General features: G+C 61.9%; 14 protein-coding genes and 1 other RNA gene. 8 read left to right on the forward strand and 7 right to left on the reverse strand.

The window, feature by feature from the left end; genetic code table 11:
• Positions 1-112 precede the first annotated feature (112 nt).
• Positions 113-1,039, reverse strand: a complete 927-nt coding sequence (locus J3350_RS01555; protein WP_207685463.1) for an RluA family pseudouridine synthase — start codon at positions 1,037-1,039, stop codon at positions 113-115.
• Positions 1,040-1,146: 107 nt separating this feature from the next.
• Here J3350_RS01555 and rnpB point away from each other — a divergent pair.
• From rnpB to J3350_RS01575, 4 genes are all read left to right on the forward strand, one after another.
• Positions 1,147-1,484, forward strand: an RNA gene (gene rnpB, locus J3350_RS01560) — RNase P RNA component class A.
• Between the two features lie 180 nt (positions 1,485-1,664).
• Positions 1,665-3,593: an NAD(+) synthase gene (locus J3350_RS01565; protein ID WP_207685464.1), complete on the forward strand. Its 1,929-nt coding sequence runs from the start codon at positions 1,665-1,667 to the stop codon at positions 3,591-3,593.
• Between the two features lie 3 nt (positions 3,594-3,596).
• Positions 3,597-3,953, forward strand: a complete 357-nt coding sequence (locus J3350_RS01570) for a NusG domain II-containing protein (RefSeq protein ID WP_207685465.1) — start codon at positions 3,597-3,599, stop codon at positions 3,951-3,953.
• Between the two features lie 25 nt (positions 3,954-3,978).
• The gene (locus J3350_RS01575; protein ID WP_207685466.1) at positions 3,979-5,670 is read left to right on the forward strand and encodes an LCP family protein; all 1,692 of its coding nucleotides are present in this window, start codon (positions 3,979-3,981) and stop codon (positions 5,668-5,670) included.
• Between the two features lie 67 nt (positions 5,671-5,737).
• On the opposite strand, the gene J3350_RS01580 is transcribed toward J3350_RS01575, so the two are convergent.
• Both J3350_RS01580 and J3350_RS01585 read right to left on the reverse strand, forming a co-directional pair.
• Positions 5,738-6,226: a hypothetical protein gene (locus J3350_RS01580; protein ID WP_207685467.1), complete on the reverse strand. Its 489-nt coding sequence runs from the start codon at positions 6,224-6,226 to the stop codon at positions 5,738-5,740.
• Between the two features lie 152 nt (positions 6,227-6,378).
• A complete protein-coding gene (locus J3350_RS01585; protein ID WP_207685468.1) occupies positions 6,379-7,557 on the reverse strand; it encodes a phosphopentomutase in 1,179 nt (392 codons plus the stop codon).
• A gap of 322 nt (positions 7,558-7,879) precedes the next feature.
• On the opposite strand from J3350_RS01585, the gene pyk reads away from it, so the two are divergent.
• The 4 genes from pyk to J3350_RS01605 all read left to right on the forward strand — a co-directional run bounded on the left by pyk (position 7,880) and on the right by J3350_RS01605 (position 12,306).
• Positions 7,880-9,637, forward strand: coding sequence for a pyruvate kinase (gene pyk, locus J3350_RS01590; protein ID WP_207685469.1), 1,758 nt, complete (start codon positions 7,880-7,882; stop codon positions 9,635-9,637).
• A gap of 12 nt (positions 9,638-9,649) precedes the next feature.
• A complete protein-coding gene (locus J3350_RS01595) occupies positions 9,650-10,102 on the forward strand; it encodes an S-ribosylhomocysteine lyase (protein WP_207685470.1) in 453 nt (150 codons plus the stop codon).
• 176 nt (positions 10,103-10,278) lie between these two features.
• Entirely contained in the window at positions 10,279-11,298 is a 1,020-nt protein-coding gene (locus tag J3350_RS01600; RefSeq protein WP_207685471.1) for a glycosyltransferase, read from the forward strand.
• Positions 11,299-12,306, forward strand: a complete 1,008-nt coding sequence (locus J3350_RS01605; protein WP_207685472.1) for a glycosyltransferase — start codon at positions 11,299-11,301, stop codon at positions 12,304-12,306.
• A gap of 121 nt (positions 12,307-12,427) precedes the next feature.
• On the opposite strand, the gene J3350_RS01610 is transcribed toward J3350_RS01605, so the two are convergent.
• From J3350_RS01610 to J3350_RS01625, 4 genes are read right to left on the reverse strand one after another with little or no spacing between them, the layout of a single operon-like run.
• A complete protein-coding gene (locus J3350_RS01610; RefSeq protein ID WP_207685473.1) occupies positions 12,428-13,489 on the reverse strand; it encodes a hypothetical protein in 1,062 nt (353 codons plus the stop codon).
• A 10-nt stretch (positions 13,490-13,499) separates the two neighbouring features.
• A complete protein-coding gene (locus J3350_RS01615; RefSeq protein WP_118551789.1) occupies positions 13,500-14,345 on the reverse strand; it encodes an HAD family hydrolase in 846 nt (281 codons plus the stop codon).
• Positions 14,342-15,154 carry a hypothetical protein gene (locus J3350_RS01620; RefSeq protein WP_207685474.1) on the reverse strand — a complete coding sequence of 271 codons (813 nt, stop codon included), beginning with the start codon at positions 15,152-15,154 and terminating at the stop codon, positions 14,342-14,344. The genes J3350_RS01615 and J3350_RS01620 overlap by 4 nt, the downstream gene beginning before the upstream one ends.
• A gap of 60 nt (positions 15,155-15,214) precedes the next feature.
• The gene (locus J3350_RS01625; RefSeq protein WP_207685475.1) at positions 15,215-16,339 is read right to left on the reverse strand and encodes a hypothetical protein; all 1,125 of its coding nucleotides are present in this window, start codon (positions 16,337-16,339) and stop codon (positions 15,215-15,217) included.
• Between the last annotated feature and the right edge of the window lie 5 nt (positions 16,340-16,344).

Consider the following 16,344-nt stretch of genomic DNA (forward strand, 5'->3'; position numbering starts at 1 on the left):
GACTGTAAGGATCAAAAATCACAAATTCATTTCAATTATACACGCCGTCCGCGCTGAAACAAGGTTCCTCACAAAAATTGGGCAGACCTTTCACGGACTTTTCACTTAGTTTTCATATTTCCAGGGGGTCTTCCCCGAAAAGTGCCCGCAGATCGGGCGGGAGCGGGCTTTTCACGGTGACGGCCCGGCTCTGTTCCAGAGGCGAGGCCGTGATGCGGATGCCCTCCGGCGTCACCTCGTATTCCGGCACCCAGAAGCGCTGCTCTGCACAGTGCAGCGCCTGCCGCCCGATCCGCTCCCGGCTCCCGCCGTAGAGGTCATCTCCGGCCAGCGGGTGGCCGATGGAGGCAAAGTGGACCCGGATCTGGTGCGTCCGCCCCGTCACCGGGACACAGGCGGCCAGGCTGAAACCGTGCTCTGCTCTTATTATGGTATACTCCGTCCGGCTGGGCTTGCCGTCCGGCGTCACGCACCGGCCGATGATGCTCTCGGCCTGACGGCCGATGGGGGCGTCGATGACGCCTTTACCGAGGGGCAGTTCGCCCTCCACGACGGCATAGTAGAGCTTTTCGACGTTCCGGGCCAGCAGCGGAGCGGCGTAGCCATTCTTTGCGGCCAGCACAAGGCCGCTGGTGTCCTTGTCGATCCGGTTCACCGGGCGGAAGACCGGGCTCTCGCCCCGCGCCTCCATCCGGGCCGCATAGCCGTTGGCCAGCGTATCCAGCGGATAGTTCAGCGTAGGATGCACAGCCAGGTGCGGCGGCTTGTCCAGCACGATGGCGAACGCATCCTCATAGACGGCCTGCACCGGGATCTCCGGCTGCGGGGCCACACCGGCCCCGTCAGCAGGCAGTTCGAACCAAATGTCCTGCCCGGCTTCGACCCGGCGGTTCGCCAGGATGGGCTGTCCACCAGCCCAGAAGCCGCTGCCGTGGAACTTGACCGCGCGGGCCAGCTCGGTGGAGACGGCACACCGGCGCAGAAAATTGCGCAGCAGCGCGCCGTCGGCTTCGGGCGGCACCGGAAAGATCAGTTTCATCCCTGTGCCACCTCCCCGAAATCTTTACGCCATATATAAATTATTATAACAAATTTCGCCTCCACTTGCAATTCTTGTTTTTTTATGGTATCATGAGGAACGGAAAACGAGTGGAACATACGGCGGCGGGGCGGCTTTGACCGCCCTGAGGAAAGTCCGGGCCTCACAGAGCACGGTAACTGCTAACGGCAGCCGAGGGTGACCTCAGGGAAAGTGCAACAGAAAGGAAACCGCCGCAGCAATGCGGTAAGGATGAAAGGGCGAGGTAAGAGCTCACCAGCGTATGGGTGACCATGCGGCTTTGTAAACCCTACCGGAAGCAACACCTATATGGGACGGATAGCGCTGCTCGCGTGTCCCGATGGTGGCATGAGCCTGTCAGCAATGGCAGGTCGAGACAGATCGTCGTTTAATACAGAACCCGGCTTACGGTCCATCTCGTTTTCCATGTTTGGTTTTGTCTGAGCTGCTGCGGAGGCCCCGCAGCGGCTCTTTTTGTTTGTTCCCGCAACTTTTACCACTCTGTGACTTTCCGTTTGGCCCGGAGTGTGGTATACTATGTGCACCACGGCGATTCATCTGTCCGCCGTGGTCAAACACAACAGACAGGATGTGAAATCCTCCGATGAAAGATGGTTTTTTGAAAGCAGCCGCTCTCTCGCCCGCACTGCGGGTGGCGGACTGCGCCTATAACACAGAGCAGATCCTTCAGGAGCTGCGCGCAGCCTCTGCACGCGGCGTGAAGCTGGCCGTATTCCCGGAATTCTGCCTCACCGGCTACACCTGCGGCGACCTGTTTTTGCAGCGCACGCTGCAGCAGGGCGCGCTGACCGGCCTGCAGACACTGCTGGACGCCAGCCGGGAGCTGGACGTCGTGGCGCTGGTGGGCCTGCCACTGCTGGTGCGGGGCAAGCTGTACAACTGCGCCGCCGTGCTCTGCCGCGGCCGGCTGCTGGGCCTTGTCCCCAAGACGTACCTGCCCAATTACGGCGAGTTCTACGAAAAGCGCCAGTTCACCCCCGGCTCCACCGAGGTCGAGACCCTCACGGTCTGCGGCCAGCAGGTGCCCTTTGGCACCTCGCTGCTTTTCCGCTGCCGCGAGATGCCCAGCTTCGTGCTGGGCGTGGAGCTTTGCGAAGACCTGTGGAGCGCGCTCCCGCCTTCCACCTTCCACGCGCTGGCCGGAGCCACCGTCATTGCAAACCTCTCCGCCAGCGACGAGACGGTCGGCAAGGCGGAGTACCGCCGGGCGCTGGTGGCCAACCAGTCCGCCCGCCTGCTCTGCGGCTACCTGTATGCCTCCGCCGGGCACGGTGAGAGCACCCAGGACATGGTGTTCGCAGACCACGACCTCATTGCGGAAAACGGCACCCTGCTGGCTGAAACGGCACCCTTCGCAGGCGGTCACGCCGAGACGGAGCTGGACTGCCAGCGGATGGAATCCGAGCGGGCCCGCAACACCAGCTTCGAGCCTTCCACGGACGGCTATCAGACCGTGGACTTCAGCCTGACGCTGGCTGACACCACCCTGACCCGCTTCGTGGACCCGACCCCCTTTGTGCCCGGCGACCCGCAGCGCCGCGCTGAGCGCTGCGAGCTCATCCTGAAGATGCAGGCCGACGGTCTGGCCAAGCGGCTGGAACATGCCCACGCCAAAACGGCCGTCATTGGCATCTCCGGCGGGCTGGACAGCTGCCTTGCTCTGCTGGTGGCCGTCCGCGCCATGAAGCAGCTCCGCCGCCCCACCACCGATGTGCTGGCCGTGACCATGCCCTGCTTCGGTACTACCCGGCGCACCCGCAGCAACGCGGAGATCCTGTGCGAGGAGCTGCATGTTTCCTTCTCCGAGATCGACATCGCCAACACGGTCCACAGCCACTTTGCCGACATCGGCCAGGACGAGAGCGTGCTGGACGTCACCTTCGAGAACGGTCAGGCCCGTGTCCGCACACTGGAGCTGATGGACACCGCCAACCGCACCGGCGGCCTCGTGGTGGGCACCGGCGACCTCTCGGAGCTGGCGCTGGGCTGGGCCACCTACAACGGCGACCACATGAGCATGTACGGCGTGAATGCCGGGGTGCCCAAAACGCTGGTGCGCCACCTCGTTCGGTACGAAGCCGACATCGCCGCCACCGATGCGCTCCGGACCGTGCTGCTGGACATCCTCGACACCCCCGTCTCCCCCGAACTGCTGCCCGCAAAGGACGGCGAGATCGCGCAGAAGACGGAAGACCTGGTCGGCCCGTATGAGCTGCACGACTTTTATCTCTATTATGTGCTGCGCTTCGGCTTCGGCCCGGCCAAGATCTTCCGGCTGGCCAAAGCTGCCTTTGCAGGCCGGGCCGAATACCCGGACGAAGTGCTGTACAAATGGCTGCGCAACTTCTACTGGCGGTTCTTTGCCCAGCAGTTCAAGCGCAGCTGCCTGCCCGACGGCCCCAAGATCGGCAGCGTGACCCTCTCGCCCCGCGGCGACTGGCGGATGCCCAGCGATGCGGCGGCAGCGCTCTGGCTGGCCGAACTCGAACAACTGTTTCCGCACAAAGGATGACCCATGAAACAACATTCCAAGCTTTTCGTCAACCTGATCTTTGTTCTGGCCGTGCTGGCCATTGCGGGCGTTCTGTTCGCCCTGCGGGCCGCACACGCCACCGGCAGCACCTTGGAAGCCGAGCTCATTTACGGCGACGCCAACACGGTGCAGAAGTTTTCTCTGGACAACGACGCCACCTATGATGTGGACACCGGTTACTACACCGTCCACATCGAGGTGAAGGACGGGGCCGCCCGCTTTGTGAATTCGCCCTGCCCGGACCACATCTGCGAAAGTTTCGGCTGGCTTTCGGCGGAAGATCAGACCGCCACCTGCCTGCCCGCTCGCGCCGTGCTGACCATCGCGCCGCTGTCCTGAGGGCACAGTCAAAAGGAGAGTTTCCATGTTCGATGAAAAAGACACCACCCGGCACATCCACCGGGGCGCACGGAAGGACCCGGACCGCACCGTTGAGGTGGACAGCTCCGCATTTTTTGCGCCGCAGACTGCCCAGCCGGTGACGCCGCCGCCCTCCAAAAAGCCGCCCCGGCAGAACAACTCCCCGGCCCGGCCGCCCCAAAAGCCCGGCAAAAGGAAAGGCTCCGGCTCGAAATTCGGGTCGTTCCTGCTGGTCTTGCAGGCCGTTCTCAGCGTGGCAGCCTTCGTGCAGCTCTGCCGCACCCAGATGCTTCCCGCGCTCTACCTCGTCATCATTGCAGCGCTGCTGGCCCTGTTCTGGCTGCTGGTCAAGCGCTGCCAGGAGTACAGGACCCCCGGCAGAGTCTCCCGCGTCTTCTCGGTCTTCCTGTGCGCGGCGCTGGCCCTCGGCTGCGTCTGGGCGCAGCAGGGCCTTGCCGCGCTGGGCAGCGTGACCTCCGGCCTGCTCACCGGTGCCGAGGCGAATAAGATCACCAAGGAGCCGTTCGTCGTCTACCTCAGCGGCGTGGACACCCGCGGAGAGCTGACCGAAAAGGCCCGCAGCGATGTGAACATCCTGGCCGTGGTCAACCCCGCCACCAAACGGGTGGCCCTCATCAACACCCCGCGCGACTACTACGTCGATCTGGCGGGCACCAGCAGTAAGGACAAGCTGACCCACGCCGGTCTGTACGGCGTGGAGACCAGCATGGCCACCCTGGGCAACCTCTACGGCGTGAATGTGGAGCACTACATCCGCATCAATTTTGCGGGCTTCATCAGCATCATCGACGCCGTGGGCGGTGTGGATGTCTACTCCGACCAGGCGTTCACCTCGGTGGGCAGCCCCGGTTACTATGACCCCACCACCTTTGCCGAGGGCTGGAACCATCTGGACGGCAAGAGCGCGCTGGCCTTTGCCCGCGAGCGCCACGCCTTCGCTTCTGGCGACATCCAGCGCGGCATCAACCAGATGAAGGTCATCGACGCCATGGTGAACAAGCTCAAGTCCCCCACCGTCCTGATGAGCTTTTCCAAGCTGATGGACGCCGTGTCGGACTGTTTCGTCACCAGCCTGTCGCAGGAGCAGATCTCCGCGCTGGTCCGGATGCAGCTGAGCGACCTCGCCAACTGGGATATCCAGAGCTACTCCGTCACCGGTTCCAGCGGCAAGAGCTCTCAGTGCTACTCCGCTAAGGGGCAGAGCCTCTACGTCATGAAACCGGACGAAAGCTCGGTGGCGCAGGCCAAGGAGCTGATTGCCTCCGTGCTGGGCGGTGAGGGCACGGTCAGCGACACCCAACAGACCCCGGAGAAGACCGAAGTCCACACGCCGACGGCAGACCCCAACGCCGCCGTTTCCGTGCCGGAGACCCCGGCGGACAGCGTTGTCCTGGACGAGCCTGCGGAGAGCGTCCCGGAGGAGATCCCTGCCAGCAGCGAGCAGCCCGCAGAGGCTCCGGCTGAGACCCCTGCCGAAACCCCGGCCGGCGGCGAACCGTCGGCCTCCACCGAAGTGCCCGCCGAGGAGCCTCCTGCCGAGAGCAGCAGCTCCACCGAAGCACCGTCCATTTCCCTGCCCACGCAGGAGCAGGTCGAGCAGGCGGCCTCCTCGCTCCATCAGGCGGCGTCCACCGTTCTGGATGCCCTGTTCGGTTCCAGCAGCTCCGCAGAATAAGACCCAGTTACAAAAAAAGTCCCGACCAGACCGGTCGGGACTTTTTCTTGTTTCATGTGGGAGCGGATTATTCAGCGGACTCCAGCTCGAAGGTCTTGACGGAGGCGGTGCCGTTGCGGCCAGCCTTATCGGCGCGCAGATACTGGCGGGTGGTCTCGCCGTTTGCGGTCACGTCTGCCACATACACGGTGTTCTCCTCAGCCTCGATGGGGAACTCCTCAACCATGCCCTTCATGGGCAGGGCGCTCAGGTCGTCGTATGCGCCGTTCAGCTTCCACAGCTTCATGGTGTCGCCGTTGGAGAGGGTGAACTCGCCGTAGCAGTCGGCATCGTAGGTCTTGCCGTTCACTTCGAGGGACTCGGTGCTGACCACGCTGGCGGCGGCAGCCTCGCTGGATGCGGCCTCCGAAGCAGCCACAGAAGAGGCAGCCTCGCTGGAAGCAGCAGAGGAAGCAGCAGAGGAAGCGGTGGAAGATGCGGTGCTGGAGCAGCCGGTCACAGCAAAAGCCAGAACAGCAGCGGCCAGTGCCAGACCCATTGCACGATTCAGTTTCATTGTATGATCTCCTTTGTTTGAACCAATCCTTTTTCTGTCCGGAAGCAGGAGCGGTTCTGCTCTTCCCTCACGAACAGGCACAGGGCCTAGTTTACCACAACCCCAACCATACTTCAAGCATCTTCAGCGCATTTGTTTTCAAACTGTGACTTTTACTTCCGGATCTTCTCCCATACGCTCTGGCCGTCCAGGGTCGAAGCGTCTACACCGAGGTAGTCGCAGACGGTGTGGGCGATGGTGCCGAAGCAGAGCTTCGTGCCCAGGTCCACGCCGGGCTTGACGCCCCTGCCGCAGATGAGGTACGGCACATACTCGCGGGTGTGGTCGGTGGTTTTGGTATAGGACGGGTCGCAGCCGTGGTCTGCCGTGATCATCAGCAGGTCGCCCTCCCGCATACCGGGGATGAAGTCGGCCAGGAACGCATCGAACTCGGTGGCAGCGGCGGCATAGCCTGCCACGTCGCGGCGGTGGCCATAGAGCATATCAAAATCGACGAGGTTCACAAAGGCCAGGCCCTCAAAATCGCGGGTCTGCAAGGCTTTGGTGAAGGCGATGCCGTTGGTGTTGCCGGTTGTCTTGATTTTCTCGGTCACGCCCTCGCCGTCAAAGATATCGAAGATCTTGCCCACGGCGATGACGTCCTTGCCTGCGTCCTTCAGCAGGTCGAGCATGGTGGCGCGGGGCGGCTTCAGGCTCAGGTCGTGGCGGTTGGTGGTGCGGTAGAAGGTCTCCGCCGTGCTGCCCAGGAAGGGGCGGGCGATGACGCGGCCCACGCCGTATTCGCCCTTCAGCATCGCGCGGGCGATCTCGCAGTAGCGGTACAGTTCGTGCACCGGCACCAGCTCCTCGTGCGCGGCCACCTGAAAGACGCTGTCGGCGCTGGTGTAAACGATGAGGGCATCCTCCCGCATGGCCTGCTCGCCGTAATCCCGGAGCACCTGTGTGCCGGAATAGGGCTTGTTGCAGAGGACTTTGTGGCCGGTCTTTTCCTCGAACGCATGGATGAGTTCCTCCGGGAAGCCGTTCGGGAAGGTGGGCAGCGGTTTCGGGCTGACCACACCGGCGATCTCCCAATGACCGATGGTGGTATCCTTGCCCATGCTCTGCTCCTGCAGGCGGGCAAAGGCCCCTGCCGGGGCAGCGGTCTTCTCCCCTGCCGTCACACCGTCGATGTTAAACAGGCCGAGCTTCTGCAGATTGGGGCAGTGAAAGTTCGGGTGCTTTGCAATGGCACCGAGGGTATTGGTGCCCGCGTCGCCAAAGGCGGCTGCATCCGGCTCTGCACCGATGCCAAAGCTGTCCAGAACGATCAGAAACACACGTTTTTCCATAGTTTTGTTCTCCATTTCATTTCCAGAGCGTCCCACCCGAAAGTGAGACTTTTTCTGGTTCCATTATAAGCAGTTCCGCTCCCGGATGCAAGGGCTTTCCGGATGCAGGCATTCCTTACGAAATTTTAACCAATTCTTTGCTAACTCCCTCTTGCCCTATTGTATCCAAGCGTTTATAATATAATATGGTATGGTTTTGAGAACGACCATATTGGCGTCTTTCGCCGCGGCAGGCCCCGAATGCCGGAGCCTGCCAAATGCAGCCGATCGGGCTGCTGCGTTAAGATAGAGAGTAGAATAGAGAAAGATCGAGGTAATCAACATGAGAAAAACGAAGATCATCTGCACCCTGGGCCCTTCCACCGACAAAGGGGATGTCCTGCGCGAGCTGATCGCCAACGGCATGAACGTGGCCCGCTTCAATTTTTCCCACGGCTCCTATGAGGAGCACGGCGGCCGTCTGGCCAATCTGAAGGCACTGCGCGAAGAGCTGGGCAAGCCCGTTGCTGCCCTGCTGGACACCAAGGGCCCTGAGATCCGCCTGAAGGAGTTCAAGAACGGCGTCGAGATGCTGGAAGCCGGCCAGACCTTCACCCTGACCACCCGTGAGGTGGAGGGCACCAAGGAGATCTGCTCCATCACCTACAAGGACCTGCCCCACGATGTGCACGAGGGCGGCACCATCATGCTGGACGACGGCCTCATCATGCTGCGCATCGAGAAGGTCACCGACACCGACATCACCTGCACCGTGCTGAACAGCGGCAAGATCAAGACCAAGAAGGGTGTCAACGTGCCCGGCGTCCATCTGTCCATGCCGTACCTGAGCCAGAAGGACCGCGAGGACATCATCTTCGGCATCCAGAACGGCTTCGACTTCATCGCAGCCTCCTTCGTGCGCACCGCACAGGACGTCTACGATATCCGCAACCTGCTGAACGAGTACGACTCCAACATCCGCATCATCGCCAAGATCGAGAACCGTGAGGGTGTCAACAACATCGACAGCATCCTGTCCGCTGCCGACGCCGTCATGGTCGCCCGCGGCGACCTGGGCGTCGAGATCGACTTCACCGAGCTGCCCGGCATCCAGAAGAACATCATCGACCGCTCCTTCTCCTTCGGCAAGCCCATCGTCACCGCCACCCAGATGCTGGACAGCATGATGGTCAACCCCCGCCCCACCCGCGCCGAGATCTCCGACGTGGCAAACGCCATCTATGACGGCACCTCTGCCATCATGCTCTCCGGCGAGACCGCTGCGGGCGCTTACCCCGTCGAGGCCCTGAAGACCATGTCCGCCATCGCCGAGCGCACCGAGAACGAGCCCCACTACCGCGACGAGCGCTTCAAGGATGCCGCCCACGGCCAGATCAGCGTCAGCGATGCCACCGCACACGCTGCCTGCCTGACCGCACGGGACGTCAACGCTGCCGCCATCGTCACCGTGTCCGAGTCCGGCAACACCGCCCGCCTGCTGAGCAAGTACCGCCCCACCCAGCCCATCATCGCCTGCGTCATGAACGAGCAGGTCCAGCGTCAGCTCTCCCTGAGCTGGGGCATCACCACCCTGCTGATGGGCCCCGCCAAGAGCACCGACGAGCTGATCGAGATGTCCACCGCGCTGGCCCAGAAGAACGGCTACCTGCACAACGGTGAGCTGGCCGTCGTCACCGCCGGTGTCCCCGTGGGCGTTTCCGGCACCACCAACATGATCAAGATCCACATGGTCGGCAACTGCCTGTCCACCGGTGTGGGCGTCGGCCGCGAGAACGCCGACCTGACCAGCGCTTCCGGCAAGGCCTGCGTCTGCCGCACGCTGGACGAGGTCCGCGCCAAGTTCAAGCCTGGCATGGTGCTGGTCGTGCCCTCCACCACCAACGAGATGCTGGAGTACGTCCGCGATGCTGCCGCTCTGGTGGTCGAGGAGGCTGGCCTGAACAGCCACGCCGCCATTGCCGGCAAGGCCCTGCTCAAGCCCACCATCGTGGGTGCCCTGGGTGCCTGCAGCCACATCCGCGACGGTCTGGACATCGCTGTGGACTGCGCCCACGGCAGCGTCCAGCGCCTGCAGGCCTGAGAGGTGCACGAGATGGAACGGATCGCGAGTTTTTGCGTGGACCACACCAAACTGGACCGCGGCATGTACCTGAGCCGTCAGGACGGCGATGTGCTCACCTGGGACATCCGGATGAAGAAGCCGAACCACGGCGATTATCTCTCCACCGGGGCCGCCCACACGCTGGAGCACCTGTTCGCTACCTACGCGCGGAACAGCGCTTTCCGGGACGGCGTCATCTACGTCGGCCCCATGGGCTGCCGCACCGGCTTCTATCTGCTCACGCGCGGCCTTGCCCCTGCCGAAGCGTTGAAGCTGACGGTGGAGTCCTTCCGCTTCATGGCGGCCTTTGAGGGCGCTGTCCCCGGTGCCAGCGAAGTGGAATGCGGCAACTACCGCGACATGGACCTGCCCGCCGCCAAGGCCGAGGCAGCCGCCATGCTCCCTGTTCTGGAAGCGCTGACCGCTGACCAGCTGCACTACTAACTCCCATCAAACCAACGACCGGGAAGTCTCTCACCCAAGAGGCTTCCCGGTTTTTTGATAAAAAGATGGATTTTTATGTGCAAATCCTTTATAATGATTTTAGTCTAATTCCCTCTTTTCACGGAGATCCCGATCCTGCGAGGGGCTGACAAGATCACATTGCGGAGGTTCAGGATATGGCAGAATACATTTTGCTGATCGACAGTAACTATGAGGAGGCCGAGGGCTTTGTGCGCGGGCTGAAAGAAGCGACCGCTTCCCCCTGGGAAGTCGAGCTTTATCCCAACAACACGACCTACGGTCTGCGCCGCTACCTCAAGTTTTTCACGGTGGCGCTCCATGTGGTCACCCACCCGGCCCGGTATTCCGGCAAGACCCTGCTCTGCTGGCAGCAGTTCTACGGCATCGCCATCGCGTTTTTCTGCCGGTTGTTCCACCTCAAAAAGCGGTTCCGGCTCGTCATCATGACCTTTATCTACAAGCCGCGGTCCGGCTTTGCCGGGAGGCTGTTCGAGCGTTTTGTGCGGTACTCCGTCACTTCCGACGCAGTGGACCGCATCCTGCTGACCACCCGCGCCGAGGCCCCGCGCTACGCCGAGACCTTCGGTCTGCCCCTTTCCCGATTCGGTTTTGCCCACTGCGGCTCGATCCCGCACGACCCCGCCGCCTACGACGACCCGGCACTGAAAGCGCAGGGCTACTATTTTGCCACCGGCCGCAGCAACCGCGACTATGACTTCCTCATCCGGGCGTTCCGGGGCCGCCCGGAAACGCTCTGCATCGCCTGCGATGTCCTCGCCCCCTGCCCGGAACCCAACATCCAGGTCGAACAGAACCTGTTCGGCGAGGCCATGCTGCGCCGGATGCGGAACGCCAGAGCCGTTCTCTTCGCCTTTGAAAACGACCAGGTCGCCTCCGGGCAGCTGACCTTCCTCACGGCCATGGATCTCGGTGTACCCGTCATCGTGACCCAGACACAGGGCCTGACAGACGACTATCTCACCGATGGCGTCACCGGCCTTGTGGTGCCCAAGGAGGAAGCGGCTCTGCACGAGGCGATGGACCGGCTGGCCGCAGACCCTGCCTTTGCCGCCCGGCTGAGCGCCAACGCAGAGCAGGCGTTCCGCACCCGGTTCACCTATTACCATGCCGGCAAAGAAGTCGGCGCACAAGTTTCCGAAAGCGAGGTGGCCTGAATGCCCTGCATCAGCGTGATCGTCCCGACCTACAATGTTCTGCCCTATCTGGACCGCAGCATGACGTCCCTGCTGGGGCAGACCCACCGGGACCTTGATATCCTTCTTATCGACGATGGTGCCACCGACGGCTGCGCCGCCCGCTGCGACGCCTATGCCCGGCAGGACCCGCGCGTTCGGGTCGTCCACCAGCCCAACGGCGGCCTCAGTGCAGCCCGCAACACCGGGCTGGACCATGCAGTCGGCGATTTTGTCGCCTTCCTTGACCCGGATGACTACGCCGACCCCCACATGCTGGAACGGCTTCTGACCACGCTCACCCAGGCGCAGGCCGACACCTGCTTCTGCCGCTATTACGATGTCTCCGCCGACGGCAGTGTCCGCCTTGCCCCGGAGGACTATGCGCGTTCCCTCTACACCGGTGCTGAGATCGACCAGCTTCTTCTCGGCATGGTCGGCTCCCGGCCGCACCATCCCCACGATGTGGAGATCGGAATGTCGGTCTGGAAGGGGCTCTACTCCCTGCCCATCCTCCGGGCGCACCACATCCGGTTCCTCTCCGAGCGGGAGTACCTGTCCGAAGATCTGCTGTTCCATCTGGACTATCTTGCCCACGCCGGGGCAGTCGCCATCGTACCGGAGCCTCTCTATTATTACTGCCAGAACCCTGCCTCCCTCACCGGTGTATACCGGGCCGACCGCTTTGCGCGGGAAAAGCGGTTCTACGAGAAGGTCTCGGCAGAGCTTGCCCTGCGCTTCCCGCCCGAAGTCTACCGTCCGCGGCTCGACAAGGCCTTTTTAGGCCGGGTCCGCCGCTGCATCGCGCAGGAGGCCGCACACAACAAAAACAGCCTGCGGAACATCGCGGCCATCTGCCGGGATCCTCTTGTGCAGGCTGTTCTCCGGGAGCTGGATGAGAGCCAGCTGCCCCGGCTCAAGCAGGTGCTCCACTGGGCTATCCAGCACCATTGTGCGCTCTTTTTGTATGGGGCATTCCGGCTCAGATAAGCCCCAGCGCTGCAAATTCCCGCGCCATGCCGTCGTCGGTGACGGCGGGGCAGAGATGTAGCGCAACGACCGGGAAGTCTCTTTCCAACGAGGCTCCCCGGTCGTTTTTCTGTTTGATCTTCTAATTTTTTCTCCGGAACTGTTCGGTGAGTGCCCTTGCGCCTTGGACCAACACTTCTCGTTCGGTGTCCCAATGCTTCAGGACCTGTTCCAGATGAAGCGTCAAAAGAGACGCTTCGTAGTAATTTTCCGTGTGGCCGCACCGAACATTTTCCCACGCCCACATGCTGTCCGGTTCAAATTCGTATGTACAGATTGCCTTGATCTGCGCACGGTGCTTCCGATACGCCTCCACATGCGTCTGCTTTTCTGCCACATCTTTCTTATTGTACGGATCATAAAACCGAAGTGAAAGATAGGTCCCGTCCTGATCACTATCCATCCGCCAGAAAATGCGATATCCGTCTTTTTGAGTGGGAAACAAATACTCCGCAATGACCATTTCCGTCCAGGGCCTGCCAAAACTGGAGCCATGGTAGACCTCATAAAGAACACTGCCTCGTTTCCAGAGCGTTTCCGGAAAGATCATCCGCATCAATGTATGTTGCGCGATCGCACTGTTATTCAGCCGTTCCGGCTCCTGCAAAAAATCCTTTTCCCGCGCCTGTTGCTCCAGTTTTCGCTCCAGAAAGGTGAGATAGGCGTCCAAAATCTCGCTTTTTCCTTGATAAGGTGTCAGGCATTGTAAAAACGCTTCGCCCGTAATGGTGACGTCTGCATCTACGAGTCGGTCTGCATCATAGAGAAAGCCCGTCTTGAAATAAACCGTCCTGAGTTCCACATTCTCATGGATGCCGCAGAGCCGCCGCTCTTCTTCGGAGAGCTGCGTCATTCGTTCGCGATATCTGCGGATCTGTTCCCCATGTTCCGAGCTGTCCGTCTTATCTTCCACCAGGATCACACGATTTTTTCCCGTCAGGCAGATCAGAATGTCCGTTTTATAAAACTGCTGTATCGTCTGAAGCGTCTGTCCGCTTTCGATCGTCACCTCGCCCATTTTCTTCAAAAGGTCTACGGCCAGCGGGTACAGATTCGATGCCGGTTCATTCAGCCAATTCAAACACCAGCAGATCACTGCATCCTGCGACAATTCACTGGTCGCATAGTCAAAAAGATTATTCATTGGTTTGTCCTCAGATCAGCCCCAGCGCTGCGAACTCCCGCGCGATGCCGTCGTCGGTGACGGCGGGGCAGATGCGGTCACAGCGTTTTTTCAGGTTGTCTGAGCCGTTGGCCATGCAGACGCTGATGCCGACAACATCCGTCATCTGCAAGTCGTTGTCGCTGTCGCCAAAGCCGATGGTATCGGCCAGCGAGCAGCCCAGGTGATTGCAAATAGCCCGGATGCCGCTCCCCTTGTTGAATTTGCGGTTGATGAGTTCTCCGTTCACGATGCCGCCGCCCTCGTCGCCAAGGCGGGATTCGCAGAAGACGAACTGGTCTTCGTACTGCCGCTTCACCTCCGTCAGGCAGGCTTCGTTGGGCGCAATGAAAACGATCTTGTAGACCGGCTCGCCGTGGTATTCCTCGATGGGGCGGATGGTCATCCCGAACTCCATCATCTTCCGCCAGCGCTCGGCCTCGCTGTTGGTCTGGCCCGGCTTTTTGGGGAAGAGGTTGGCAAACCGCTCGATCATTTTGATGCCGCCATAAGTATCGTCCCGCACTTCCAGTGTACACTCGGCCCCGCATGCTTGCAGCGCCGCCCGCAGGCCGCGCACCTGCTCCGGCTCCATGGGGAGGTCCACCAGGACCTTTCCCTCACAGCCCACATAGCCGCCTGCCGAGCAGACGAAGCCGTCGAACCCGTAGTGGAAGAGCGGTTCGGTCATCCGGAGGTTCCGCCCGGTGCAGAGAAAGAGCTTGTGCCCGTTGGCGCGGGCACGGCGGAGGGCCTCCACCGCGCTGTCCGGCACGGTCATCTCACCCGGCGGCAGCAGGGTGCCGTCGATATCCAGAAAAATCAGTTTTTGTTTCATTTTCCCATCCCCATCCAGCGGAAGAGCAGGCCCAGCACCAGCATAGCCAGCAGCAGGCCCAGCACCGCGTAATTCGTGCGGGGCGTCCGGCTGCGTCTGCCGCCCCCCTGTTTGCGATTCGTCGTGTTTTTGCGGGCCGTGCCGTTCCGGCTGCCCGCAGTGCGGCCCGCGCTGCCGGAACGCGGTCTGCGGTTGGCCGCATTGCCCGAACCTGATCCGTTCCGCTGGCTGGCGTTCCGGGTTTTTCCGGTGCTGCGCGTCTCCTGTCCCTCCGGCTGCGATGCCCTGGCGACGGGCTTTCTTGCCCCGCAGCGGTTCAGAAATGCCTCTGCCTGCCGGTAATACTGCTCCAGCTCACTGGTGCGCAGGGCTGTACCCGCATAGCTCTCTTCCAGCGCCTCCACGGCTTCGTTAAAGAGGATGGCCGCCTGGGTCCCGGCGGTGCGGTCCGATGCGTGTGCGGCCTCGTTGCGGGCCGTGCGCACCGCGTTGCAGGCGCGGCGGGCAGCACCGGGGTGTTCGGTATTGCCCAGCAGGTCCAGCGGATGAGCAGCGTCCTTTTCGGGGTCCAGCAGCACCCGCATACACAGGGTGGTGTCCAGCTGGCTCCAGCTCGTCTTGCCCGAAAGGTCGGGCATCCGCTCGTAATACTCCGGGCTCTCCTGCTGGCGCTGGGCGATGTGTTCCAGCAGGGCGTTCAGGCTGTGGGCACCGGGCTTTCGCTCCCAGTGCCAGCGCAGCAGCTTGCGGCTGATCTCGTCGCAGGCTGTTTTGATCTCAAATGCCACTTGCAGTGTTTCGTCTGGCATAGTATCCTCCCTTGAGAAAACCAAAAACGGAGGAAGCGTTGGGCCTCCTCCGTTCGTTTTTTACATCATGAACTGATAGTACACAAAGCCCCACAGCGCGATGCCGGCGCAGATGATGGCCGTGAGCGGCGGCACCCAGCGGATGAGCGTTTCGGCCACGCCGTCGTGGGCTTCGGTCTGCTCTTCCTCTTCGGCGTCCTCCGGCTCGGCCGGGCGAACAGCCTCCCGCCCTCTGGCCGGGATGACGCGGGTCCCCTCGTCGTCCGCATGGGCCGGGCTGGTTTTGCCGGGAAATGCCGCACGGGTGGAAGCATCCAGCACACGGGTGCTCTCTGCATCCGGCGCGTTCTCCAGCGGCGGCGCAAAGGAAGCGGGCCTGTCCACTTCCTCAGCCGAAGGCCGCAGGGTCGTGCGCGGCGGCATCACGCGGGTGGCCTCCGCATCCGGTTCTGTCCGGGGCGGCACACTGCCCACGATGCGGGTCGGCTCTTCCGGCGGGACCGGGGCAGCGCCCACAACACGGGTGCGCTCGTCCGGCTCCGTCTGCACAGGCCGCACCGGCTCGGCGGCGGGCACAGGCTCCTTCTTTTCCGGCTGCAGCAGGGTGTTCAATGCGTTTTGCAGCAGGATGCGGTCGCAGCCGCACTCGGTGCAGTAAACGGTGTCTTCTTCCTTCGGGTGGAAGGAACCGCAGGCGCAGTACCAGCCGTTCTCGAAGACCTGGGGCATATACTTGAGGCCCTGACGGTTCATCCGGGCTTCCAGCGCCTTTTGCAGCTCCGGGCTCAGGCGGCGCGGGGCGGGCAGGCGGACGCGCTTGATGGCGTCCAGATGCACGACCTTTTTGCCGCTGTAAACATTTCGGAGAGACACATCCACGCTGGTGATGGCCTTCTGGGTCACGAACACCGCATCGTCCATGCCGAAGCTCTCGCCGGGCTTGACCTCGATGTCGCGGTACTCGAACTGGTCCTCACAGAGGATGACGCCATCCACGCCCTTGCACTTGAAATGGATCTCCAGTGCGGTCAGGGTCACGCGGGAAATGTTCTTAAAGGTCAGGCAGACCGCATGGTCGCCGCTGGCCTCGCCCTTGAGCAGCTCCACGCAGACGAACTGCACCGGGCTGCCGGGAGTGTAGTAATTCGCTCTTGTCCGTGCGACCGGATCAAAATTTTCCTCCACAACAC

Source organism: Faecalibacterium sp. Marseille-Q3530 (assembly GCF_017377625.1).
Lineage (GTDB): Bacteria > Bacillota > Clostridia > Oscillospirales > Ruminococcaceae > Faecalibacterium > Faecalibacterium prausnitzii_E.

Coding starts and splice junctions, on each gene's coding strand:
- J3350_RS01615 (WP_118551789.1), bottom strand. CDS start 14,345: ATGAAACAAAAACTGATTTTTCTGGATATCGACGGCACCCTGCTGCCG.
- J3350_RS01565 (WP_207685464.1), top strand. CDS start 1,665: ATGAAAGATGGTTTTTTGAAAGCAGCCGCTCTCTCGCCCGCACTGCGG.
- J3350_RS01555 (WP_207685463.1), bottom strand. CDS start 1,039: ATGAAACTGATCTTTCCGGTGCCGCCCGAAGCCGACGGCGCGCTGCTG.
- J3350_RS01600 (WP_207685471.1), top strand. CDS start 10,279: ATGGCAGAATACATTTTGCTGATCGACAGTAACTATGAGGAGGCCGAG.
- J3350_RS01585 (WP_207685468.1), bottom strand. CDS start 7,557: ATGGAAAAACGTGTGTTTCTGATCGTTCTGGACAGCTTTGGCATCGGT.
- J3350_RS01595 (WP_207685470.1), top strand. CDS start 9,650: ATGGAACGGATCGCGAGTTTTTGCGTGGACCACACCAAACTGGACCGC.
- J3350_RS01580 (WP_207685467.1), bottom strand. CDS start 6,226: ATGAAACTGAATCGTGCAATGGGTCTGGCACTGGCCGCTGCTGTTCTG.
- J3350_RS01610 (WP_207685473.1), bottom strand. CDS start 13,489: ATGAATAATCTTTTTGACTATGCGACCAGTGAATTGTCGCAGGATGCA.
- J3350_RS01570 (WP_207685465.1), top strand. CDS start 3,597: ATGAAACAACATTCCAAGCTTTTCGTCAACCTGATCTTTGTTCTGGCC.
- pyk (WP_207685469.1), top strand. CDS start 7,880: ATGAGAAAAACGAAGATCATCTGCACCCTGGGCCCTTCCACCGACAAA.
- J3350_RS01620 (WP_207685474.1), bottom strand. CDS start 15,154: ATGCCAGACGAAACACTGCAAGTGGCATTTGAGATCAAAACAGCCTGC.
- J3350_RS01605 (WP_207685472.1), top strand. CDS start 11,299: ATGCCCTGCATCAGCGTGATCGTCCCGACCTACAATGTTCTGCCCTAT.
- J3350_RS01575 (WP_207685466.1), top strand. CDS start 3,979: ATGTTCGATGAAAAAGACACCACCCGGCACATCCACCGGGGCGCACGG.